Genomic DNA, 22,336 nt, shown 5'->3' with positions numbered 1-22,336 from the left:
GCGCTGAGGCGCCCTAGACGGTCGTCGACACGCCGGAGCGGGCGACCGTCTCGGGCGACTGAGTGGGGCCGCGGAGTACTCAGTGGTGCGGCGCTACTCGCGCAGGGCCGCCACGGCGTCGTGGAAGCTCGGCACGTCGGAGAGCACGCCCTCGGGGCCCAGCACCGTCCAGGTCGTGCCCGTGCGGATCAGGACGCCCAGCTCCTCGGCGGGCCGGCGGCGGGTGCGGCGCAGCTCGAGCACGAAGACTCCGGGACGCGCCTCTCTGATCTCGGGAGTGCGCCGGTCGGGCAGCATCACGAGTCCTCCCCGAGGGTCAGCGGTAGACGCTCCACTCCTTCTTCACGATCCGGCGCTCCTCGCCGTCGACCGCGACGATCCACTCGCCGTCCTTCTTGGCCACGACCCGCCCGCGCAGGTACTGCGGCTCCCAGCCGTCGGCCTTGTTGACCCACTTCACGAACCGCGCGAACCGCCCCGGTGCCACGTCGTCTCTGGACATCTCTCGACTCCCCTCGTCGTCACCGGCACGTCCATCGCCCTCCGTCAGGAGAGCACCTCGCCCAGCGCGAGGGGGACCTCTCCTGTGAGGTCTCGAAGCCGGTTCACCGACGGTAGAACGCGCTCCTCACTACGGACGAGACCGTTGACTGATCGACGATCGTCTGGCAGTGGGGTCAGGATGCGGCAGCGGATTCAGGAGTCGAACAGCACGTGCGGCCGTCCGGCGTCGACGATCACGCGGGCGCGCACCCCGTAGACGTCCGCGATCAGCGCCGGGGTGAGCACCTCCTCCGGGGTGCCGCTCGCGACCACGCGCCCCTCGCGCAGCACCAGCAGCGCGTCGCAGAAGAGGGCCGCGAGGTTGAGGTCGTGCAGCGCGACGACCGTGGTCACCGGCAGCGCCCGCACCAGGGCCAGCAGCTCCAGCTGATGGCGGATGTCGAGGTGGTTGGTCGGCTCGTCCAGCAGCAGCTCGCGCGGCTCCTGCGCGAGCGCCCGGGCGATGTGCGCGCGCTGCCGCTCGCCGCCCGACAGGGTGTGCCAGAGGTGGTCGGCCTTCGCCTCGAGACCCACCTGCTCGAGGGCGCGATCGATCGCGCGCAGGTCCTCTGCCGTGTCTCCGCCCAGGAGGGAGCGGTGCGGGGTGCGCCCCAGCCGCACGACGTCGCGGACGGGGAGGTCCGCCTCCGTCTCGGCCTGCTGCGTCACCGTGGCCACGGCCCGGGCGACCTCGCGGCGGCGGAGCGAGCGGAGCGGCGCGCCGTCGAGGGTGACGACGCCGGCGTCCGGAGCCGCGGTGCCCTGCAGCAGCCGCAGCAGCGACGACTTGCCCGAGCCGTTGGGCCCGAGCAGTCCGACGGTCGAGCCGGGAACGGGGCGGAGCGAGACCCCGTCGACCACCAGGCGGCCGCCCCGGCGCCACGAGACCCGGTCGGCCTCGAGCGTCACGAGCGGCCCCTTCGCCGCAGGAGCAGCAGCATGAACACCGGCACGCCGACGAGTGCCGTGCCGACCCCCACCGGCAGCGGAGTCGGCGCGAACGCCACCCGCGATCCGGCGTCGACCCACACCAGGAACACCGCGCCGAGCAGGATCGTCGCGGGGATCACCCGCGAGTGCCGCTGGCCGAACACGAGTCGCGCGGCGTGCGGCAGCACCAGCCCCACGAAGCCGATCGCGCCGGCGATGCTCACCAGGGTCGCCGTCAGCAGGGCCGTCACCACCAGCAGGAGGAGGCGGGTGCGGCCCACGTGCACGCCGAGCGACGCGGCCACGTCCTCCCCGAAGGCGAACGCGTCGAGCGTGCGCGCCGCGGCGAGGCAGACCACGGAGCCGAGCAGCACGACTCCTCCGCTCAGCGCCACGTCGTCCCAGCGCATGCCCTCGAGGGAGCCGAGCAGCCAGAACATCACGCCGCGCGTCTCGTCCGAGTCGGCGAGCGCGAACACGATCAGCGAGGTCAGCGCCGAGAACAGCTGCGTGCTCGCCACCCCCGCCAGGATCACGCCGGAGGTGCCGCCCGCCGAGAACCGCGTGAGCAGCAGCACGAAGCCGAAGGCGACCAGCGCGCCGACGAAGGCGCCTCCGGAGAGCCCGACCACTCCTCCGCCGACCCCGAGCACGCCGACGAGCACCGCGCCCGTCGAAGCTCCGGAGGAGACGCCCAGCACGAACGGGTCGGCGAGCGGATTCCGCAGCAGCGACTGCAGGATCACTCCGCACACGCCGAGCCCCGCCCCGCAGGCCGCGGCCACGAGTGCGCGCGGGAGGCGCTCCTGCCAGACGATCGCGTCCTCGGCCGCACGCACCGGGACGGAGGCGAGCCCGAGGTGGTTGAGGAGGATGTCGCGGACGTTGACGAGCGAGACGTCGGCCGGGCCGAGCGTCACCGCGACGCCGACCGAGAGCGCCAGCGCGAGCAGCCCGCCGACGACCAGCGCCGCGGCGACCAGGCCCCGCGGCACCCGGCGGACGAGGACCGTGCTCGTGCTCGTGCTCGTGCCCGTGCCCGTGCCCGTGCTCAGAGCGAGGCCCCGTTCTCGTCCCACCAGGCGCGGATCTTCTCGAGCCCGTCGACGAAGCGGATCGACGGGTTCATCTCGGCGCCGTGGAGCGCGATGAAGCGGCCGTCCTGCACCGCGGGCAGGCTGCTGGTCAGCGGGTCGGAGCGGAGGAACGCGGTCTTGTCGTCGAGGCGGTCGCCGGGGAAGCGGTCGCGCTGCAGGTCGCCGAGGACCAGGACGTCCGGGTCGGCCGCGACGACGCTCTCCCAGCCGACGGCGGGCCAGTCCTCCGTGCGGTCGGCGAAGACGTTGGTCATGCCGGTCGTGGTGCCGAGCATCGAGGCGAAGTTGTAGCCGCCGGCCATGTAGGGCGTCTTGGTGTCGGCGAACCAGAAGGCGACGCTCCGGCCGCCGAGGTCGACCCCCTCGGTGGCGGCGGCGGCACGCTCCTGCAGCTGCGCGACCAGGGCGTCACCGCGCTGCTGCACGTCGAAGACCTCGGCCAGCTCGTGGATCTCCTGGTAGAGGACGTCGACGGTCAGCGGGACGGTGCGCGTGCCGCTCCCGCCGTTGACGCTCGCTCCGTTGTCGCAGTCGGAGGGGGCGAGGTAGGAGCCGATCCCCGTCTCGGCGAGGCGGTCGCGCGAGGCGACGCCCTCGGGCGCGTAGTGCCGGCCGAAGGAGGCCGTGACGAAGTCCGGGTCGGCGCCGAGCAGCACCTCGTAGGTGGGCGCGTTGTCGGCCAGGCGCGGCACGCTCTCGTTCGCGGAGGCGAGGGTCGCGAGCACGGGGTCGGTCCAGGAGGCGGTGCCGACCATCCGGTCCTCGAGGCCGAGGGACAGCAGGATCTCGGTCGAGTTCTGGTCGAGGGAGACGACCCGCTGCGGAGGGGCGGTGACGGTGGTCGCGGTGCCGCAGTCGTCCAGCGTGAGCGGGTACGAGGTCGTGCCCTCCCCCGCGGCGGCCGTGCTCTCGGGCTCGATCTGCTCGGAGGCGCCGCAGCCGGTGAGGGCGAGCAGGGTCAGGGCGGCGAGGGCGAGGGCGGCGGGGCGCCGTCGGTGCGTGGACATGGATCTCCCGTGGTTCGTGGGCGTCGGTCGTCGGCCCGGTTCATAGGCCCGGTTCATGGACCCGATTCGCCGGCAGGGCTCGTCGGCCCGGTCCGTCGGCGGGCGGCACCCGCGTCTCGGCGCGGAGCCCGGGTAAGCATAGCCTTACCTCACTTCAACCCGTCCATTCGCGCCAGTCGATCCGCGCCACCGACCCTCGGCCACCCTCGGCCCGGCCCGCCGGCGACTCCGCAGGAGTCGCCGTGGTCGCGCGCGAGGACGGCGGCTGCCGAGTCCTCACCGCACTCAGAAGGCCCGGAACAGCCGAGTAAGCGGACACCTGTCGCGCACCTCGCCTCCGCAGCCCTCAACCAGGTGGACAGCACCCCGGACACGGTTCCCCTGGGGGCGGGAGAGCGCGATCCTGGACACCGACGCTCTCGACGGCGCCCGCCCCACCGCCCTCCGACGTCACAGAAGGAACCCGTTGCCCCGCCACTCCGCCCGCACCGCCCCCTCCGGCCGGTCCGCGCTGGTGCGCAAGGCCGACGCGTCCGGCTACCGGCCCGAGATCGAGGGACTGCGCGCCGTCGCGTCCCTCCTGGTCGCGACGTTCCACATCTGGCTGGGCCGCGTCTCCGGAGGCGTCGACGTCTTCTTCGTGATCGCCGGGTTCCTCACCACCCTGACCCTCCTCGGCCAGATCCGCCGGTTCGGGCGCGTGCGTCCGAACGCCTTCCTCCGGAGGCTCGCCTCGCGGCTCTTCCCGGCGGCCGCGGTGGTGCTGGTCGTCGTCGCGGCGCTCGCTCCACTCGTCCTGCGCCCCTCGCAGCTGCTGCAGACCTTCACCGAGGTGCTCGCCTCGACCTTCTACGTCGAGAACGTCGCGCTCGCGCGGGCCGGAGTGGACTACCTCGCGCAGGACGACTTCCACTCGCCGGTGCAGAACTTCTGGGCGATGTCGGTGCAGGGGCAGTTCTACCTGGTCTGGCTCGCCCTGGTGCTCGTCGCGACCCTCGCCGCCGTGCTGCTGCGGCGACGCGCGCAGCTGCCGCGGTTCCTGCTGGCGCTCGTCGCGGCGCTCACCGTCCTCTCGTTCGCGTTCTCGGTCGTGCTGGTGGGGATCGACCAGCCGACCGCGTACTACAGCACCCTCGCCCGCTCGTGGGAGTTCGGGCTCGGCTCGCTCGCGGCCCTCGTGCTCCCGGGACTGGCGATCCCGGCGGCCCTGCGGACGGTCGCCGGGTGGTTGGGGCTGATCGGAGTCGTCTCCTGCGGGTTCGTGCTCCAGGTCTCGAGCGCGTTCCCGGGCACCGCCGCGCTCTGGCCGACCCTCTCGGCGGTGCTCGTGCTCGTCGCCGGGACCGGCCCCGCCCCGGAGCGCGGAGTCGGCCGACTGCTGGCCCTGCGCCCGCTCGTGTGGCTGGGCGGCCTGAGCTACGGGATCTACCTCTGGCACTGGCCGCTCCTGGTCTTCTGGCGCGAGAGCAGCGGCGAGGACCCGACCGCTCCGGCGGGCCTGGGCGTCATCGCCGCCGCGATCCTCCTGGCCGCCGCCTCGAAGCGCTTCCTCGAGGACCCCCTCCACCGCCGCGCCCCCGCCGAGCGCCCGCACCGCCTCCGCGCGCTCGCCCCGGCGGCCCTGCTGGCCGTCGCCGCCCTGGTCGGAGCGACGGGCCTCACCGGAACGAACGCCGCGATCGCCGCCGACCTCACCCGCGCGCACGCCCTCCCCGTCTCGACCGAGGGCTGCGTCGGAGCCGCGGCGCTCGCGAACGCCTGCCCCGACTCCTGGACCACGAGCCTGCCCGCCGTCGACGCCTCGGAGGACGGCTCCGCCCTGAACACCGACGAGTGCAGCACGGGCAACTCCGGCACCGCGCTCAAGGAGTGCCGCTTCGGCGATCCCGCCGGCCTCCGCGTGCTGCTCATCGGCAACTCGCACGCGGCGTCCTTCTTCCCGGCGCTGCGCGGCGTCGCGGAGGAGCGCGGCTGGGACCTGCACACCTACTACAAGACGGGCTGCGTCTTCTCGACCGCGGAGCGGCGCGACGACTCCGCCTCCTCCCGCCGCTCCTGCGACGTCTGGAACGGGAAGCTGCAGGAGGAGCTCGCGGGCCAGGAGCCGTACGCGCTCGTCGTCACCGCCTACTCCGCGAAGAAGTCCGTGTTCGTCGACGCGTCCGGCACCCCCGACGAGCAGGCCGGCATCGACGGGTTCCACGAGTCGTGGGCGCCGCTGATCGCCCGCGGATCCACGGTGGTCGCGATCCGCGACAATCCGGTGCTGCCCTCGCTCTCCCTGCTGGCCTGCGCCGAGGAGCCGGGCTCCGCGGCCGACTGCAGCGTGCCGCTCGACGAGGCCTTCGCCGACCGCGAGCTGATGGCCGCCGCCGCCGAGGACTGGCCGGGCGCCGCCGCCGTCGACCTCACCCGCTGGTTCTGCGACGACCGCGGCTGCCCCCTCGTGATCGGCGGAGTGAAGGTGTACCGCGACCTCGGGCACCTCACCGAGTCCTACGCCCGGACCCTGGCGCCCTACCTCGGCGAGGCGCTGGACCCGCTGGTCGGCTGAGGGCCCTCGCGCTCGCCTCCGGACGCATGCAAGACTGTTTATACGAACAGGGATCGGAGGAGCCGATGGGCCACTCTCACGGCGTTCCGGCCGGCTCCGCCGCCGCACGGCACCGGCGTCCGCTCGTGGCCGCCTTCGTGCTGACCGCGGCGTTCATGGTCGTCGAGTTCGCGGTCGGAGTCGCGACGGGCTCGCTCGCGCTGCTCTCGGACGCCGCGCACATGGGCACCGACGTGCTGGCCCTCGGAATGTCGATCGCCGCGATCTCGCTCGCCGCCCGCCCCGCCGCGAAGGGCCGCACCTACGGCTCCTACCGCCTCGAAGTGCTGGCCGCCCTCGCCAACGGCCTGCTGCTGTTCGCTGTCGCCGCGTTCGTGATCGTCGAGGCCGTCCGCCGCTTCGCCGAGCCGCCCGCGGTGCCCGGCGGCCCCCTCCTGATCACCGCCGTCGTGGGCCTGGCGGTCAACCTCGTGAGCCTGCGCCTGCTGTCCGCCGGGGCGAAGGAGAGCATCACCCTCCGCGGAGCCTCCCTCGAGGTGCTCGGCGACGCGCTCGGCTCGATCGGCGTGATCGTCGCGGCGATCGTGCTGCTCACCACCGGCTGGGCGTGGGCGGATCCGATCGTCGGCGTGCTGATCGGGCTGCTGATCCTTCCCCGCACCTGGTCGCTGACGCGGCAGGCGCTGGGGATCCTCATGGAGTCGGCGCCCGCGCACGTCGACCTCGCGGCGCTCGAGCGCGACGTCTGCGCCGTCCCCGGCGTGCTCGCGCTGCACGACCTGCACGTGTGGACGATCACCTCGGGCATGGAGAGCGCCACCGGCCACGTGGTCGTCGCCCCCGACGCCGACTACCGCACCGCGCTCTCGCGGGTGCTCGCCGTGCTCCGCGAGCGCCACGGCATCGACCACGCGACCATCCAGTGCGAGCCCGAGGCCTTCCCGGAGACGACGCACCGCGTCTGAGCACGGGGGTGGCTTACACACCCGCACGCCTCCGCATGCCCACGACCCTCCAGGACTCGTCGCACTCGGCGCCGACTGCGACGACTCCCGGCTTCTCGCCGACGCGGGCCCCGCGCGCCCCTGAGCACCTTCCGATTGTTGACGTGAACATGTACAGTCGGCCGTCAGGGCGCGTTCACGTGAACATGCCCGCATTTCGATGGCGAAAGAGAGACCGCATCAATGTCGATGTCCTTCAGAAGGGTCGCCGCGCTCGCCACGAGCGCCGCCCTGGCCACAGGAGCACTGCTGGCGATCCCCGCCGCAGCGGCCCCCGCTCAGGCCGCGGACGCGTTCCGCATCACGCCGAACCCCGCCGCCGCCGGTGAGGCGTTCGAGGGCTGGGGCACCAGCCTCGTCTGGTTCGCGAACGCGACCGGCGACTATCCCGAGGCCCTCCGCGAGGACCTCTACCAGAAGGTCTTCGGCGACAGCGGCCTCGACCTCAACATCGCCCGCTACAACATCGGCGGCGGCAACGCCTCCGATGTGAAGGACTACCTCCGCCCGGGCGGCGCCGTCGAGGGCTGGTGGAAGCCGAACCCGGCCGGCGACGCGTCGACCTACGGCGGCACCTCCACGAAGCTCGCCGACCGCGACGCGCTCCTGGCGAAGTGGAACGCGGACGACCCCGCCTCCTACGACTGGACCGCCGACGAGACGCAGCGCTGGTGGGTCGAGAGGCTCGCCGAGGAGAAGCAGATCTCGCACTGGGAGGCGTTCTCCAACTCCGCCCCGTACTTCATGACCGAGAGCGGCTACGTGTCGGGCGGCTTCGACGGCAACAGCGAGCAGCTGAAGCCCGCCGCCGAGGAGCAGTTCGCGAAGTACCTCGTGAAGGTCACCGAGCACATGGAGGACGAGTACGGCATCGAGTTCGACACGCTCGACCCCTTCAACGAGCCGAACACGAACTACTGGAGCACCCAGCTCTCCAACGGCGTCCCGACCGGCGGACGCCAGGAGGGCATGCACGTCGGCCCGACGCGCCAGGCGGGTCTGATCCCCGACGTCACCGCCGCGCTGGACGCTTCGACCACCGACGCCGGCCTCGCCGCGATGGACGAGACCAACCCCGACATCTTCGCCACGAACTGGGCCGCCTACTCCGCCGCGATCCGCGCCGAGGTCGACCGGATGAACGTCCACACCTACGGCACCTCGGGCCGCCTCAAGGTCCGCGACCTCGCGAAGCAGGCCGACACCGACCTGTGGATGAGCGAGATCGAGGGCAACTGGGTCACCGGCTTCGACCCCACCAACATGGAGAACGGCCTCGGCATCGCCGGCCGCATCAACGACGACCTGCGCGAGCTCGAGCCGAAGGCGTGGGTGCTCTGGCAGCCGGTCGAGGACTACTACAACATGCAGCAGCCCAAGCCCAAGGGCGAGAACCTCAACTGGGGCTCCGTCTACATCGACCTGGACTGCAAGCCGTACCAGGAGAACGGGACCGAGGTCTGGAAGTCGGTCCGCCGCGTCGCCGACGCCGGTGGCGACTCCACCAAGGCCCCGGTCTGCGGCGTCGAGACGAACTCGAAGTTCAACACCATCCGGAACTTCACCAAGTTCATCCACGAGGGCGACCACCTGATGCCCTCCAACGACAGCTCCTCCACTGCCGCCGTCCGCGGCGACGGCTCGGGCGCGACCGTCGTGCACACCAACAGCACCGCGACCGAGAAGACCGTCGTGCTCGACCTCTCCCGCTTCGGCACCATCGCCGACACCGCGACGGTCACCCCCTACGTCACCACGAAGGCCTCCTCGGCAGCCGCTCCCACGAGCAACGCCCTGGTCGCGAAGACGCCGGTGAGCGTCGACCGCATCTCGCGCACCGCCACGATCACCGTGCCCGCCAAGTCGGTCACGAGCTTCTCGATCGACGGAGTCTCGGGAGTCGCCGACTCCGCCCCCGCCCTGCGCGACGGCCACCGCTACCAGCTGGTCGGCACCCAGAGCGGCAAGGCCCTGACCGGCAACCCCTCGGGCGCCGCGACCACGATCACCGGCCTCGCCACCGACTCCGCCACGGCCGCCAAGCAGACCTGGACGGTCCGCGAGGTCGCCGCCGGCGAGCGCGAGGCCACCCGCCGCGTCGTCCTCGTCAACGGCGACGGACGCGTGCTCGGAGCCACGACCGCCGGCACCGACCTGCGCTCGCTGTCCGTCGACGCGGCGAAGACGACCGCCGCGACCCGCTGGATCGTCAACACCACCGACGGCGTGAACTTCTCGCTCGTCAACGAGTCGATCGCCCAGTCGCTCGACGTGAACGGCGGCTCCAGTGCCGACAACGCGTCGGTCGGCGTCTACACCTCCAACGGCGGAGCGAACCAGTCGTGGTCCCTCCGCGACCTCGCCCCGACCGCCGGCCAGACGATCGCCGTCCGCACCACCGCGGGCGTCGCTCCGACCCTGCCCGCGAGCATCACCCCGCAGTACTCCTGGGGAGCCGGTGCACCGCTCTCCGTCACCTGGCAGCGCCCCGCCGACTCGGCGTACGGCGCGACCGGCCGCGTCGAGGTGCCCGGCACCGCGACCGACCTCTACGGCCAGACGATCACGGTCACCGCGCTCGTCGACGTCGGCGGACTGACCGCGACCGACCCCGTGTCGGTCACGGCCGCCGCGGGCGCCTCGGTCGCCGGAGTGAAGGCCTCGGCCCCGACGACGGTCCCCGCCCGCGTGGGCGCCTCGGCCAGCACCTTCCCGGTGCCGGTCGTCTGGGACTGGACGCCGCTCACCACCGCCTCCCTCGCCCAGGCCGGGCAGGTGACGGTCTCGGGAACGGCGACCGCCGACGGCGCGACGCTCCCCGCCACGCTCACGGTGCTCGTCACCACGGGCACGCTCCGCAACTTCAACCCGGACGCCGGCATCGTCGCGACCGCGTCGTCGTCGGAGTCGGGCTACGGACCGGAGCGCACCCGCAACGGCGTGGACGGCGACAAGGGCTGGTCGAACTGGACCAACGGCACCAAGGCCGCGCAGAGCTCGCTGACCTACACCTTCCCCTCGACCCACCAGGTCGAGAAGGTGTCGGTGCAGTTCCTCGCCGACGGCGGCACCAGCTGGGCGCAGACCTACCAGCTGCAGTACCAGGCCGCCGACAGCACGACCTGGACCGCGGTCCCCGGCTACGAGTCGGCCGTGGCCCTCGCGTCGCCGGCCGGCGGAACGGCTCCGACCCTGGTCGCGTCGTTCGCGCCCGTCACGGCCAAGGCCTTCCGCGTCGTGATGAACGCCTACGACAACACGCACCTGATCGTGGCCGAGACCAAGCTCTACGAGTCGGTCGCCTCGCCCGCCGCGGTCGCCACGCTGGGCGCCCTGCGCGTCGGAGGAGCGGGCATCGCCGGGTTCGACCCGGCCCGCACCTCCTACGCGGTCACCGTCGAGGGCACGGCGATGCCGGTGATCGGAGCAGTGGCGACCGACTCGGCGGCCACCGTGCGGATCACCCAGCCGACGACGGCGAACGGCGGAGTCGCGACCATCGCGGTCCGCGCGGCCGACGGCTCCGTCACCTCGACCACGACGGTGACGGTGACCCTGAAGGCGCCCGTCGCCCTCGCGGTCGCGGTCACGGCGACCACCCGCTGCATCGCCGGCAAGGTGACGCTCACCGTCGCGGCGAAGAACGAGTCCGGCGTGCCGGTCTCGATGACCATCGCGACGCCCTCCGGGTCGAAGCAGGTCACCGGAGTCGCGCCCGGCGCGAGCGGCAGCGCCGCGTTCACCACGCGCGCGGCCTCGCTGCCGGCCGGCCAGGCCACCGTCACCGCGACGGGCACGGTCGACGGTGAGCAGGTCACCTCGGTGGCGACGGGAGCGTACGCGGCCCGCAGCTGCTGACGCCCCCTTTGACACGGACCGCCTCCGCCCCACCGGGGACGGGGGCGGTCCGTCGTTCGCCGTCGGAGCGGCGCTGCGCGGGCGGCGCGTCGTGAGATCCAGATACGACCGCGGCGCGGGCTACCCGATCGGCATGGATCCGTGCCGGTCGGGCAGCCGCACACCTCCGCGCCGGTGGAGCGACCGCGCACCCCCATGCCGGTCGACCGGCCGCGGCACGCGGAGTACCGAGACCCCGCTCAGTGCCCCGCGGCCGCCTCGTCGCGGGTGCGCAGGCGCGAGACGCCCATCACGACGGCCGCGATGACCAGACCCAGCACGAGGCCGAAGATCATCGAGACGAAGGTGTCGGCCAGCCACACGACGACCGGGCCCGCGCCCTCGACCGCGTGGGTGACGACGTGCACGAGGTCGTACGGACCGTGCCACACCGTCTCGGCGAGGTTCGCGACGACGAGGTGCCCGCCGACCCAGAGCATGGCGAGCGTGCCGATGATGCTGATCGCGCGGAACACGACCGGCATCGACGCGACGATCCTCGCTCCGGTGCGCCGCACGCCGCGGGCCGCGTTCTTCATCAGGCGCAGGCCCACGTCGTCGATCTTCACGAGCAGCGCGACGGCGCCGTACACGAGCACGGTCATCCCGAGCCCGACCACCAGGAGCGCGCCGAGCGTGGGCCAGATCCCGAAGTCGGGGTCGAGGCCGTCGAGCGCGATCAGCATGATCTCGGTGCTCAGGATGAGGTCGGTGCGGATGGCGCCGAAGACGAGCTTCTTCTCGTCGCGCGCCTCCGTCTCGTGGCCGCCGTGCGAGACGCCGAACCACTCGAGCACCTTCTCCGCCCCCTCGAAGCAGAGGAACGCGCCGCCGAGGATCAGCAGGTACGGCAGCACCTGCGGCGCGAACGCCGAGAGCAGCAGCGCCAGCGGGATGATGATGACGAACTTGTTGAACAGGCTCCCCAGCGCGATCCGCCCGACCACCGGCAGCTCCCGCGCCGGCGTGAGGCCCTGCACGTACTGCGGGGTGACGGCCGCGTCGTCGATCACGACGCCCGCCGTCTTGGCGCTCGCCTTCAGGGCGGCGGTGAGGATGTCATCGACAACCGCGAGCAGGCCGACCGACATGTGCGTCTCCTTGGAGGTCCGGGGTGAGAGGGCTCACAGTATCGCGAGCTGAGCGTCGTCGGCCTCATCTGGGCCGTGCCTCCACGTCTGCCCGAACCACTGGAGTCGATGATGTGCCGAAGCCACCCGGTCGGACCGGACTCGCAACGAACCCCTGACTAGCTCACCATCTCCACTGCCAGCCAGGATGGCTCCGGTTCCACCTCTAATGGCGGTTCGGACGAGCATCCACTTGTCAGGATGGTTGACGAGAAAATTAGCCATCCTCACGATTTGGCAGCGCCCCGCCCCACCCTGCCTGCATCGCCGATCAGCTCGACCATCGACTACTGCCCCGCTGATACAACGCGACCATTACTCAAAATTCTCTCTCTTGTTTTGCTCGAATCGTCGGTAGCATCACGCTTACGGACTGCAACCAGGAGGCCCCCATGGCAAGCAAACCCCTGAACCGCGCACAGCTCGCAGCCAAATACAGCGATAAGGGCTGGCAGGCGAAACTACTTGACCTGCTCTCGATCGTCTCGATTCTCCGCGATTGCATTATCGAACGAAATTACAAGCCTTCCGAGGAGCTGAATGCCGCGATTCTTCTTACCGAGGCTGGAAAGCGGCTGCGGCTGCAACTAATCAAGGAAGAGGTGAATGCCAAAGACGCAAACGTCCTTGTGTTTCTTGCACTAGTTCACACCGAGCCACTAGTTGACGTGAGCGCCATCGACCTCGAGCGTCTGGTCGCCGCCATTTCCGATGAGATAAAGGCAGGAAAATTGAGGCATCCACTCATCTTCGGCCGCACACTTTATGACCGCGCATCGGATCTCTTCAAGGAAGAAAGAGAATATCTCAGCCACGAGGACACGTTAAGATTACTCGATGGTATTCCTGAGGGAGTTTTTCACGCCGCAAACTTCCTTATTGGCCCGTATGGAATGTTCCGGACGCCGCACGAACGTGGACTCACCCCCACGACCGCTGTGCCCATCCAGCATTGCGCGGATATTGGTTGCGGAGCTGTCCACCGCGTTCAACTCACAACAAGCTGGGAGGCGGGTGTCAACAGTTCGCGGCCACTCCTAAACAAAGCACTCGAACAAATCTCGAACGAACCGTCCGAATGGAATGGTTTCGTGTCGGACATCACTGAAGACGAGAGCGACCCCTATAAAGTCAAGGATGGGGCAACCCTCCCATCTCTTCTCGGTGACGCCTTTACCGATGACGAGCTTCGAGTATTAATTCGCCTTGCCGAGAAGATTTGCGGAACGCAGTTGAATTCTTATGTCCGCACGCTTGGATTACAAGGTAATGCCCTCAAGTACACCTCCCGCATGAACCGGTCCGAGCTACTACAGCTGATTCTCCTATTCGAGGACGAGGCGCTCGTCTCCCTTCTCGACCAGTGCGTTCGGTCACAGCAAATTCGCATAGCGCCCGGAGAGATCAGAGCCCCGAAAGTCAATGCCGCACTTCGAAGTGGCGCCTGGCGCTTACGGTCAGAGATCAGTCATCTTGGAGTTCGCGCAGTCGGGACAGACTTAGCCCTTCCGCTAATGCGTCTTTCAGCGCTTGCTCGCCTAATGTTTGACACAGACTCAAACGACGAGATGAATGACTTGGCTTGGGCCCTGAAGGGAGTTCCCGGAGTTACACCTAATGATCAGCTCGAGGAATTCCTGAGGACATCAGAGCCAGGCCTGGTAATCGAAAAACTTTTCTTACAACGCCGGAAATCCGCCGAGCGCGCGTGCGCGGCTCTGGCGGTACCGATTGACGAAACACAAGATCATCTACGCGACGCCATCCTCTGGAAGCTCGGCTTCCGAGTGAAACCCACTCAGGACATCCGCGATGAGTACTGGAGCCTTCATAGCGGGTTGGAAGGACTTGCAAAAACTGCGCACGTCGACTTGTCGACAACCGCGGAAGGGCTGCGTGCGACTTCCTCAGACTACTTCGTCGCACTTGAACGCTTCCTTTTCGATTCGCTCATATTCGCGACATGGGTGTTGCTTCACGATCACTACGGCAGCGAACAACCCTTTGTCTTTGTAGCCGAAAACGCCCGAACCTTCACAATTGAGAAGCTCAATTCTTCGCGAGAGCCGGGGGATGAGCGAAACAACCTCTCAGAGAAACCACAACTGGCTCAGCTCGTCGCCAATTTTGCTCGTCTCGCTTCTCTCCTGGTCGAGCTCCGCGAAAGTGGCGACACGTTCTTGCGTCCCACAAATCAGTGGCCAAGTTTCGAACCCATCACCGATCTGCAGAAATTTCCCTTCCAGCACATCAGACCCTTCCTTGATCTAATGCCCCACGCGCAATTACAGATGATTGAGACCTTGCAGGCGGTCGCGAAGGGTCTCGGCAATTCGGGGATCATGAAAGCAAGGAACGGCCTCCTGCACGCAAGTCAAGATGTGCCAACCGTTGGCGAGCTGACCGAATCGCTAACCGGCGCGCGAATTGCCCTAGACCAACTCGAAGCAATCGGTTGCGTGCGGAGTACATTTGAAACTGTGTCTTCGCACACCAACGCTTGGGGCCGCTCGACCGCGACAATGAAGGCTAACGGTAGGACGATAACATTTTCGTCTCCGTCGCCTTACGAGTGGGTGAAGCTCCCGGGCTTTCGTAAACCTCACTACCTTGTCCAGGGGGCAGTATTTGCTGCCCCGAACGAGATGTTGCGGTTCTCGGAAGGGTTCTCTTCGCCATACTCTGATTATTGGCTCCGGTTTCCTGTCCGACCAGAGAAGGGAAACCGAATTTCTGCCAATCAGAGCGAGAACCTTTCCTCTGCCGTCGAGACTGGCACGTTCGCCGCGTCGAGAGCCGGATGAATCTCTGGGCTAGGCGGCCCGGATGCCGCGTCCGCGTCAAGAGGCGGCGGGCGCCTGCCCGGTGCTCTCGCGGACGATGAGGCGGGTCGGCACGAGCGAGACGCCGGTGCGCTCGCCCGACTCGAGCTCGCGCAGGAGGATGTCGACCGAGCGGCGGCCCGTGTCGCCGAAGAACTGGCGCACCGTCGTCAGCGGCGGCCAGAAGCTCGCCGACTCCTGCATGTCGTCGAAGCCCGCGACGCTCACCTCGCCGGGCACGGCGCGTCCGGCCTCGTGCAGGGCGCGCAGCACGCCGAGCGCCATCTGGTCGTTGGCGGCGAAGATCGCGGTGACCTCCGGATCGGCGGCGAGCCGCTTGCCGAGGCGGTAGCCGGAGTCGGTGGACCAGTCGCCGACCAGCACCTCCGGCACCGGGGCGCCGCGCTCGATCAGGGTCGACTCCCACGCCTCGTGGCGGCGCTCGGCGGAGTAGGAGCGGTCCGGGCCGGCGATGTGGTGCACGGTGCGGTGGCCGAGTCCGAGCAGGTGCTCGACGGCCTGGCGGGCGCCCGACATCTGGTCGGTGTCGACCACCGGGTACTTCTCGCCGCCGGCGGAGTCGACGACCACCACGGGCAGGTCCGGCGGGAGGACGATGTCGGCCTCGTCGAGCAGGTGCGCCTCGACGATGATGATGACGCCGTCGACCGCCTCCTCGCTCAGCCGGTGGAACGCGACCGACACCTCGCCCTGGGTGGGGTGGGACACGGGGATGAGGGTGATCGAGTAGCCCGCATCCGCGGCCGCGATCGCGATGGCGTCGAGGGTGCGCATGTTGCCGAACGAGGACAGCGTGAACATGATCACGCCGATGCTGTGGAAGCGGCCCGTCCGCAGGGCCCGCGCCGCGCTGTTGGGCCGGTAGCCGAGGGCCCGCATCGCCTCGAGGACCCGCTCGCGCGTCTCGCCGTCGACGTTCTGCTTGCCGTTCGACACCCGCGAGACCGTCTGGCCCGAGACGTTCGCGCGCCGGGCCACGTCGGCCATCGAGACGCCGCGTCGCGGCCGGGTGGACGGGGACGGGCGGTCGGTCTCGAGTGACATGGGCTTCCCTTTATAGCGCGCCGCCCGTCAGCCGTGGTGCATCGTGCGCCGAACCGTGACGCAGGAACAGTCGCGGGTGGCGACGTGGACATGCTACGGTGACGCTCTGCCATGTTGACGTGAACATGGCGGGCCCGCACTACTCCCCGAACGGAATCCCATGACGACGACGTCTCCCCCCGTCCCGCTGAGCGAGGTCGCCCCTCCGGCGTCCCCCCTCGCGGCCCCGAAGTCGCGGGCGAAGAGCGAGTGGAAGGGCCTGGCGTTCGTCGCCCCCTTCCTCGTCGTCTTCCTCCTGGTCTTCATCGCCCCGGTCGTCTACTCGATCTACCTGAGCCTCTTCCGCGAGCAGCTGGTGGGCGGCAACTCCTTCGTCGGCTTCGCGAACTACGCCGCGATCTTCACCGACCCGAACTTCTGGGAGGGCTTCGGCCGCGTCCTGCTGTTCCTCGTCGTGCAGGTCCCCGTGATGCTCGTGCTGGCCCTCGTCGCGGCGCTCGCGATCGACAGCGGCCGCCTCCACGGCACCGGCTTCTTCCGCATCGTGGTCTTCCTCCCCTACGCCGTCCCCGCGGTCGTCGCGGTGCTGATGTGGGGCTTCATCTACGGCGACAACTTCGGCCTGGCCGCGAACGTCAACGACCTGCTCGGCTCCGACGTCGTCCAGCCCTTCTCGCGCGACTGGATCCTCGCCTCGATCGGCAACATCGTCACGTGGGAGTTCGTGGGCTACAACATGCTCATCTTCTACTCCGCGCTGAAGACGATCCCCGGCGAGCTCTACGAGGCGGCCGAGATCGACGGCGCCGGCCCGATGCGCGTCATCCGCTCGATCAAGCTGCCCGCCCTGCGCGGCGCGATCGTCATCGCCACGATCTTCTCGATCATCGGCAGCTTCCAGCTGTTCAACGAGCCGAACATCCTCCGGACGCTGGCGCCGAACATCATCACCACCTACTTCACCCCGAACATGTACGCCTACAACCTGTCCTTCGCCGGTCAGCAGTACAACGCGTCGGCCACGGTCGCCATCGTCATGGGCGTGATCACCGCGGTGATCGCCTACGTCGTGCAGCTCCGCGGCGCGCGGAAGGAGAACTGATGGCCCTCGCGACCGCTCCCCGGACGCCCGCCCGCGCCCCGAAGCGCCCGGCCGCCCGCCGCGGCTCCTCGGTGCAGCCCAAGAAGTCGATCGCCTTCACCCTGCTGATGTCGGTCTTCATCCTCTACAGCCTCGTGCCGCTGGCCTGGCTGGTCATCAACGCGACGAAGACGCAGGCCGGCCTGCTCTCGAGCTTCGGCCTCTGGTTCGACGGCGACTTCGTCTTCTTCCAGAACATCGCCGACACCCTCAGCTACCGCGACGGGATCTTCCTCCGCTGGCTCGGCAACACCCTGCTCTACGTCGTCGTCGGCGCCGGAGGAGCGACGCTCCTGGCCACGCTCGCCGGCTACGGCCTCGCGAAGTTCCGCTTCACGGGCCGCAAGGCGGTCTTCGCCGTGGTGCTCGGAGCGATCGCGGTCCCCGGCACGGCCCTCGCCGTCCCGACGTTCCTCATGTTCAGCCAGCTCGGCCTGACCAACACCCCGTGGGCGATCATCATCCCCTCGCTGATCAGCCCGTTCGGCCTGTACCTGGTGTGGGTCTACGCGGTGGAGTCGGTGCCCACCGAGCTGCTCGAAGCGGCGCGGATGGACGGGGCGGGCGAGTTCCGCACCTTCTTCACCATCTCCATCCGCCTCCTCGCCCCCGGCATCGTGACCGTGCTGCTGTTCTCGGTCGTCGCGACCTGGAACAACTACTTCCTCCCGCTGATCATGCTGAGCGACCCCACCTGGTACCCGCTCACCGTCGGCCTCAACCAGTGGAACGCGCAGGCCACCGGCGTCAGCGCGCAGCCGATCTACAACCTCGTGATCACGGGCTCGCTCCTCACGATCATCCCCATCGTCGTCGCCTTCCTCGGACTCCAGCGCTTCTGGCAGTCCGGTCTGAGCGCCGGCAGCGTCAAGGGCTGAGCCCTCCCCCTACCCATCCCCCGGCCGGAGCGTCCTGCCCCGTCCACAGCACCCGCAGCACGAAGAAGTGAAGGGAAACACCACCATGAAGATCGCCCGTTCCGCCCTCAGGCGGACCCTGACGGTCGCGGCCGTCGCGGCCCTGGCCGCCGGCTCCCTCGCGGCCTGCTCGTCCACCTCCGGTGGCGGCACGACCACGAGCGCCGGCTCCGCCGCCGACCTCGACTCCGCCCTCGAGGCCGGTGGCAAGATCACGTACTGGAGCTGGACCCCCAGCGCCGAGGCGCAGGTCGCCGCGTTCGAGAAGGCCTACCCGAAGGTCGACGTCGAGCTCGTCAACGCCGGCACCAACAAGGACGAGTACACCAAGCTCGAGAACGCGATCAAGGCAGGCTCGGGCGCCCCCGACGTCGTCCAGATCGAGTACTACGCCATGCCGCAGTTCGCGCTGTCGGACTCGCTCCTCGACCTGTCGCAGTACGGCATGGGCGACCTCGAGGACAAGTACTCCGCCTCCACCTGGGGCAGCGTCAACATCGACGGCAAGCTCGTCGGACTCCCGCAGGACTCGGGCCCCATGGCGCTGTTCTACAACAAGACCGTCTTCGACCAGTACGGCATCGCCGTCCCCGCCACCTGGGACGAGTACGTCGCCGCGGCCGAGAAGCTGCACACCGCCGACCCGTCGAAGTACATCACCGCCGACACCGGCGACGCCGGCTTCGCGACCAGCATGATCTGGCAGGCGGGCGGCGAGCCGTTCACCACCGACGGCACGGACGTGAAGATCGACCTCGCCGACGAGGGCACCGCCAAGTGGACCGGCGTCTGGAACCAGCTCGTCGAGAAGAAGCTGCTCTCGGACACCCCCGCCTGGGGCGACGAGTGGTACAAGGGCCTCGCCGACGGCTCCATCGCCTCGCTGGTGACCGGCGCCTGGATGCCCGGCGTGCTGGAGTCCAGCGTCCCCGACGCCTCCGGCGACTGGGCCGTCGCGCCGATCCCGACCTACGACGGCACCGCCGTCAGCGCCGAGAACGGCGGTGGCGGCCAGTCCGTCACCAAGCAGAGCGAGAACCCGGCGCTGGCCGCCGCGTTCCTGCGCTGGCTGAACAGCGACCAGGCCTCGGTCGACGTCTTCCTGCAGAGCGGCGGATTCCCGTCGACCACGGCCGACCTCGACAGCTCGGACTTCACCGGTCAGGAGTCGGAGTACTTCGGCGGCCAGAAGATCAACGAGGTGCTGACCCAGGCCTCGAAGGACGTCCGCTCCGGCTGGTCGTACCTGCCCTACCAGGTCTACGCGAACAGCGTCTTCGGCGACACCGTCGGCCAGGCGTACGCCAACGGCACCAGCCTCGACCAGGGCCTCGCCGACTGGCAGAGCAAGCTCGTCCAGTACGGCAACGCGCAGGGCTTCACCGTCTCGGAGTAGCACCACTGCTCGACGAGGGGCCGGCCGGATCGCTCCGGTCGGCCCCGCGTCGTTCTCACGCTCGGACACACCGGGCACCGATCCTGAGGGGGATCCAGATGACCACCGCTCCCGAGAGCCGCTTCGCCATCGGCACCGTCGACTTCGAGCTCGACGGCCGCCCGCACCGCATCCTGTCGGGGGCGCTGCACTACTTCCGCATCCACCCGGACCTCTGGGCCGATCGGATCCGCAAGGCCCGCCTGATGGGCCTGAACACCATCGAGACCTACGTCGCCTGGAACGCGCACGAGCCGCGCCGCGGCGAGTGGCGCGAGGACGCCGGGCTCGACCTGGGCCGCTTCCTCGACCTGATCGCCGCCGAGGGCATGCACGCGATCGTGCGCCCCGGCCCCTACATCTGCGCGGAGTGGGACAACGGCGCCCTCCCGGCCTGGCTCTTCCGCGACCCCGAGGTGGGCGTGCGCCGCTCGGAGCCGAACTACCTCGCCGCGGTCAGCGACTACCTGCGCCGCGTGTACTCGATCGTGGCCCCGCGCCAGATCGACGCCGGCGGGCCCGTGGTCCTCGTGCAGATCGAGAACGAGTACGGCGCGTACGGCTCCGACAAGGAGTACCTCGCCGAGCTCGTGCGGGTGACCCGCGACTCCGGCATCACGGTGCCGCTGACCACCATCGACCAGCCCACTCCGCAGATGCTCGCCGACGGCAGCCTGCCGGGCCTGCACCTCACCGGCTCGTTCGGCTCGCGGACCACGGAGCGCCTCGCGACGCTGCGCGAGTTCCAGCCCACCGGGCCGCTGATGTGCATGGAGTTCTGGTGCGGCTGGTTCGACGACTGGGGCACCCAGCACCACACGACGGACGCCGACGCCTCCGCGCAGGAGCTCGACACCCTGCTCGCGGCCGGCGGCTCGGTCAACATCTACATGTTCCACGGCGGCACCAACTTCGGCCTGACCAGCGGGGCGAACGACAAGGGCCGCTACGCCGCGATCACGACGAGCTACGACTACGACGCCCCGCTCGACGAGGGCGGCGACCCGACCGCGAAGTTCTGGGCGTTCCGCGACGTCATCGCGCGCTACGCGCCGGTGCCGGAGGAGGTGCCCGCGGTGCGCCCGCCGGCCCCCGCCCTGACCGCTCCGCTCGTCCCCGGCCCGGCGCTCCTCGGCCTCGGCCAGGCGTTCGGACCGGCCGCGCACCTCGACGCGATGGCCAGCTTCGACGACCTCGGCCACGACGACGGCTTCGTGCTCTTCACGACGACGCTCGACGGCTCCTCCGCCCCGGCCCGCCTCGTGGTGGGCGAGGAGGTGCGCGACCGCGCCTGGGTGCTGCTGGACGGCGTGCCGGTGGGCGTGCTGGCGCGCGACCACCACGAGCGGGCGCTGACGCTGCCGAGCGGACGGGGCGAGCTCGCGATCTTGGTCGAGAACCAGGGCCGGGTGAACTACGGCACGCGCATCGGCGAGCACAAGGGCCTGATCGGAGGCGTGACGCTCGACGGCGCCCCGCTGACCGGCTGGGCGGCGCGCGCCCTCGCGCTCGAGTGCCTCCCCGACCTGGCCGTCGCGGCACCGGCGTTCTCGGCCGGACCGCAGCTCGCCTCCGGCTCGTTCGACCTCGACGAGCAGGCCGACCTGTACGTGGACACGCTGCACTGGGGCAAGGGCCTGGTCTGGGTGAACGGCTTCCTCCTCGGGCGCTACTGGCGCCGCGGACCGCAGCGGACGCTGATCGTCCCCTCGCCGGTCACCCGCGCCGGCCGCAACCGCGTCGTGGTGCTGGAGCTGGAGGGCATCGCCGAGCCGGAGATCCGCCTGCTCGCGGGAGCCGAGCTCGGGCACACCGAGATCTGAGCTGCGGAGCGGAGGTGCGAGCGGCCATCGGAGGCGTGGGTTCGGGGTTCCGGGCTTCGTCGTGCGGGCGGGGCCGGGCCGACTCCGATCTGCACGCGCTGCCGGACCGCCTCCGGTCTGCGGGTAGCACCGGGCCGCCTCCGTCCTGCGGGCGGCGCCCGGCCGCCTCCGGGACGCGAGGCTCTGCTAGCCTCAGGCGCCCCGGTGCGGCGCCGGCGGGCGAAGGGGGAGACATGATGTCCAAGACACTGCTGCGCACGACTCTGATCGGGGGCGCGCTGCTGCTCGCCCTCTCGGGCTGCGCGGGGACCGCGACGAGCGGATCGACCCTCCGCCCGTTCACTCCGACGCTCCCCTCGTCGTCGGCCGCCCCGTCCGCCACCGCGACGGCCGCCGCCCCTGCCGCCGACACCGCTCAGAAGACCGGCGAGCAGGTGGCCGCCGTGCTGACCGGTGTGCAGTTCGTGCCCGGCGAGTACGCGAGCATCCAGGAGATGCTCGACTCGATCTACCCCGGCCTCACCGCGACCGACGCGAGCTGCCTCTCGCCGTTCGGCCTGGGCTGGGACACCGCGCAGCCCGCCGCCGGACTCTCGTACGGCACCAGCGCCGACCGCTCCATGACCGCCGTCGTGTCGAGCACCGGCACCGCCGACGCGGCCGCCTCGCTCCTCGCGAGCGCCACCGACGCGACCACGCGCTGCGCCTCCGGCTCGACGCTCTTCGCCATGCAGGGCGTGCCGGTCGAGACGACCGTCGAGCGCACCGAGCAGACGCTGACCGGCGCCGACGAGACGCTCGGCTGGAAGGTGTCCGGAGCCGTGGGCGGCAAGCCGTTCTCGCTCGTGGGCATCACCGCGCGCGTCGGCGGCGACGCGGTCGCGCTCGTGGGCTGGGACCCGACCACGAACACCTCGTACGTCCCGCGCGCGACGCAGCTCGTCGTCGACGGGCTGTAGGGCGCTCGAGCT

The 22,336-nt window shown here is 69.9% G+C and carries 16 protein-coding genes; 9 read left to right on the top strand and 7 right to left on the bottom strand.

Translation table 11 applies throughout. From position 1 onward, the window contains the following. Positions 1-93 precede the first annotated feature (93 nt). From C5D50_RS05260 to C5D50_RS05240, 5 genes are all read right to left on the bottom strand, one after another. Positions 94-297, bottom strand: coding sequence for a hypothetical protein (locus tag C5D50_RS05260; RefSeq protein WP_104234084.1), 204 nt, complete (start codon positions 295-297; stop codon positions 94-96). A 19-nt stretch (positions 298-316) separates the two neighbouring features. Next, positions 317-502, bottom strand: coding sequence for a hypothetical protein (locus C5D50_RS05255; RefSeq protein WP_104223398.1), 186 nt, complete (start codon positions 500-502; stop codon positions 317-319). A gap of 194 nt (positions 503-696) precedes the next feature. Next, positions 697-1,452, bottom strand: coding sequence for an ABC transporter ATP-binding protein (locus C5D50_RS05250; RefSeq protein WP_104282956.1), 756 nt, complete (start codon positions 1,450-1,452; stop codon positions 697-699). Next, positions 1,449-2,552 carry a FecCD family ABC transporter permease gene (locus tag C5D50_RS05245; RefSeq protein ID WP_374955343.1) on the bottom strand — a complete coding sequence of 368 codons (1,104 nt, stop codon included), beginning with the start codon at positions 2,550-2,552 and terminating at the stop codon, positions 1,449-1,451. The genes C5D50_RS05250 and C5D50_RS05245 overlap by 4 nt, the downstream gene beginning before the upstream one ends. Next, the gene (locus C5D50_RS05240) at positions 2,525-3,577 is read right to left on the bottom strand and encodes an ABC transporter substrate-binding protein (RefSeq protein WP_104282955.1); all 1,053 of its coding nucleotides are present in this window, start codon (positions 3,575-3,577) and stop codon (positions 2,525-2,527) included. The genes C5D50_RS05245 and C5D50_RS05240 overlap by 28 nt, the downstream gene beginning before the upstream one ends. Positions 3,578-4,043: 466 nt before the next feature. Between C5D50_RS05240 and C5D50_RS05235 the strand changes: the two genes are divergently transcribed. The 3 genes from C5D50_RS05235 to C5D50_RS05225 all read left to right on the top strand — a co-directional run bounded on the left by C5D50_RS05235 (position 4,044) and on the right by C5D50_RS05225 (position 10,993). Beyond that, complete coding sequence (locus tag C5D50_RS05235; protein WP_104282954.1) at positions 4,044-6,131, top strand: acyltransferase family protein; 2,088 nt, start codon at positions 4,044-4,046, stop codon at positions 6,129-6,131. Positions 6,132-6,196: 65 nt separating this feature from the next. Continuing rightward, entirely contained in the window at positions 6,197-7,096 is a 900-nt protein-coding gene (locus tag C5D50_RS05230; RefSeq protein WP_104226358.1) for a cation diffusion facilitator family transporter, read from the top strand. Between the two features lie 228 nt (positions 7,097-7,324). After that, a complete protein-coding gene (locus C5D50_RS05225) occupies positions 7,325-10,993 on the top strand; it encodes a glycoside hydrolase (RefSeq protein ID WP_181137297.1) in 3,669 nt (1,222 codons plus the stop codon). A gap of 239 nt (positions 10,994-11,232) precedes the next feature. Here C5D50_RS05225 and C5D50_RS05220 read toward each other — a convergent pair whose 3' ends face one another. Beyond that, positions 11,233-12,123: a DUF808 domain-containing protein gene (locus tag C5D50_RS05220; RefSeq protein WP_104223404.1), complete on the bottom strand. Its 891-nt coding sequence runs from the start codon at positions 12,121-12,123 to the stop codon at positions 11,233-11,235. A gap of 431 nt (positions 12,124-12,554) precedes the next feature. Between C5D50_RS05220 and C5D50_RS16330 the strand changes: the two genes are divergently transcribed. Next, positions 12,555-14,966 (top strand): hypothetical protein, encoded by a 2,412-nt coding sequence (locus C5D50_RS16330; protein ID WP_146086888.1) that lies wholly within the window; start codon positions 12,555-12,557, stop codon positions 14,964-14,966. 36 nt (positions 14,967-15,002) lie between these two features. On the opposite strand, the gene C5D50_RS05215 is transcribed toward C5D50_RS16330, so the two are convergent. Continuing rightward, positions 15,003-16,049: a LacI family DNA-binding transcriptional regulator gene (locus tag C5D50_RS05215; RefSeq protein WP_146086887.1), complete on the bottom strand. Its 1,047-nt coding sequence runs from the start codon at positions 16,047-16,049 to the stop codon at positions 15,003-15,005. 160 nt (positions 16,050-16,209) lie between these two features. Here C5D50_RS05215 and C5D50_RS05210 point away from each other — a divergent pair, with 160 nt between their 5' ends. From C5D50_RS05210 to C5D50_RS05190, 5 genes are all read left to right on the top strand, one after another. After that, complete coding sequence (locus tag C5D50_RS05210) at positions 16,210-17,151, top strand: carbohydrate ABC transporter permease (RefSeq protein WP_104223405.1); 942 nt, start codon at positions 16,210-16,212, stop codon at positions 17,149-17,151. 107 nt (positions 17,152-17,258) lie between these two features. Next, positions 17,259-18,068 carry a carbohydrate ABC transporter permease gene (locus C5D50_RS05205; RefSeq protein ID WP_258062773.1) on the top strand — a complete coding sequence of 270 codons (810 nt, stop codon included), beginning with the start codon at positions 17,259-17,261 and terminating at the stop codon, positions 18,066-18,068. Between the two features lie 85 nt (positions 18,069-18,153). Beyond that, the gene (locus C5D50_RS05200) at positions 18,154-19,503 is read left to right on the top strand and encodes a sugar ABC transporter substrate-binding protein (RefSeq protein ID WP_104223423.1); all 1,350 of its coding nucleotides are present in this window, start codon (positions 18,154-18,156) and stop codon (positions 19,501-19,503) included. Between the two features lie 98 nt (positions 19,504-19,601). Further along, on the top strand, positions 19,602-21,365 hold the full coding sequence (locus C5D50_RS05195) for a beta-galactosidase family protein (protein ID WP_104282952.1): 1,764 nt from the start codon (positions 19,602-19,604) through the stop codon (positions 21,363-21,365). Between the two features lie 233 nt (positions 21,366-21,598). Beyond that, positions 21,599-22,324 carry a hypothetical protein gene (locus C5D50_RS05190; RefSeq protein WP_104295376.1) on the top strand — a complete coding sequence of 242 codons (726 nt, stop codon included), beginning with the start codon at positions 21,599-21,601 and terminating at the stop codon, positions 22,322-22,324. Positions 22,325-22,336 lie beyond the last annotated feature (12 nt).

Origin of the sequence: Rathayibacter sp. RFBD1 (assembly GCF_002932915.1) — a bacterium.
Lineage (GTDB): Bacteria > Actinomycetota > Actinomycetes > Actinomycetales > Microbacteriaceae > Rathayibacter.
This window is presented reverse-complemented; position numbering and strand designations above follow the sequence as displayed.

Coding starts and splice junctions, on each gene's coding strand:
- C5D50_RS05260 (WP_104234084.1), bottom strand. CDS start 297: ATGCTGCCCGACCGGCGCACTCCCGAGATCAGAGAGGCGCGTCCCGGA.
- C5D50_RS05255 (WP_104223398.1), bottom strand. CDS start 502: ATGTCCAGAGACGACGTGGCACCGGGGCGGTTCGCGCGGTTCGTGAAG.
- C5D50_RS05240 (WP_104282955.1), bottom strand. CDS start 3,577: ATGTCCACGCACCGACGGCGCCCCGCCGCCCTCGCCCTCGCCGCCCTG.
- C5D50_RS05230 (WP_104226358.1), top strand. CDS start 6,197: ATGGGCCACTCTCACGGCGTTCCGGCCGGCTCCGCCGCCGCACGGCAC.
- C5D50_RS05225 (WP_181137297.1), top strand. CDS start 7,325: ATGTCCTTCAGAAGGGTCGCCGCGCTCGCCACGAGCGCCGCCCTGGCC.
- C5D50_RS05220 (WP_104223404.1), bottom strand. CDS start 12,123: ATGTCGGTCGGCCTGCTCGCGGTTGTCGATGACATCCTCACCGCCGCC.
- C5D50_RS16330 (WP_146086888.1), top strand. CDS start 12,555: ATGGCAAGCAAACCCCTGAACCGCGCACAGCTCGCAGCCAAATACAGC.
- C5D50_RS05215 (WP_146086887.1), bottom strand. CDS start 16,049: ATGTCACTCGAGACCGACCGCCCGTCCCCGTCCACCCGGCCGCGACGC.
- C5D50_RS05210 (WP_104223405.1), top strand. CDS start 16,210: ATGACGACGACGTCTCCCCCCGTCCCGCTGAGCGAGGTCGCCCCTCCG.
- C5D50_RS05205 (WP_258062773.1), top strand. CDS start 17,259: ATGTCGGTCTTCATCCTCTACAGCCTCGTGCCGCTGGCCTGGCTGGTC.
- C5D50_RS05200 (WP_104223423.1), top strand. CDS start 18,154: ATGAAGATCGCCCGTTCCGCCCTCAGGCGGACCCTGACGGTCGCGGCC.
- C5D50_RS05195 (WP_104282952.1), top strand. CDS start 19,602: ATGACCACCGCTCCCGAGAGCCGCTTCGCCATCGGCACCGTCGACTTC.
- C5D50_RS05190 (WP_104295376.1), top strand. CDS start 21,599: ATGATGTCCAAGACACTGCTGCGCACGACTCTGATCGGGGGCGCGCTG.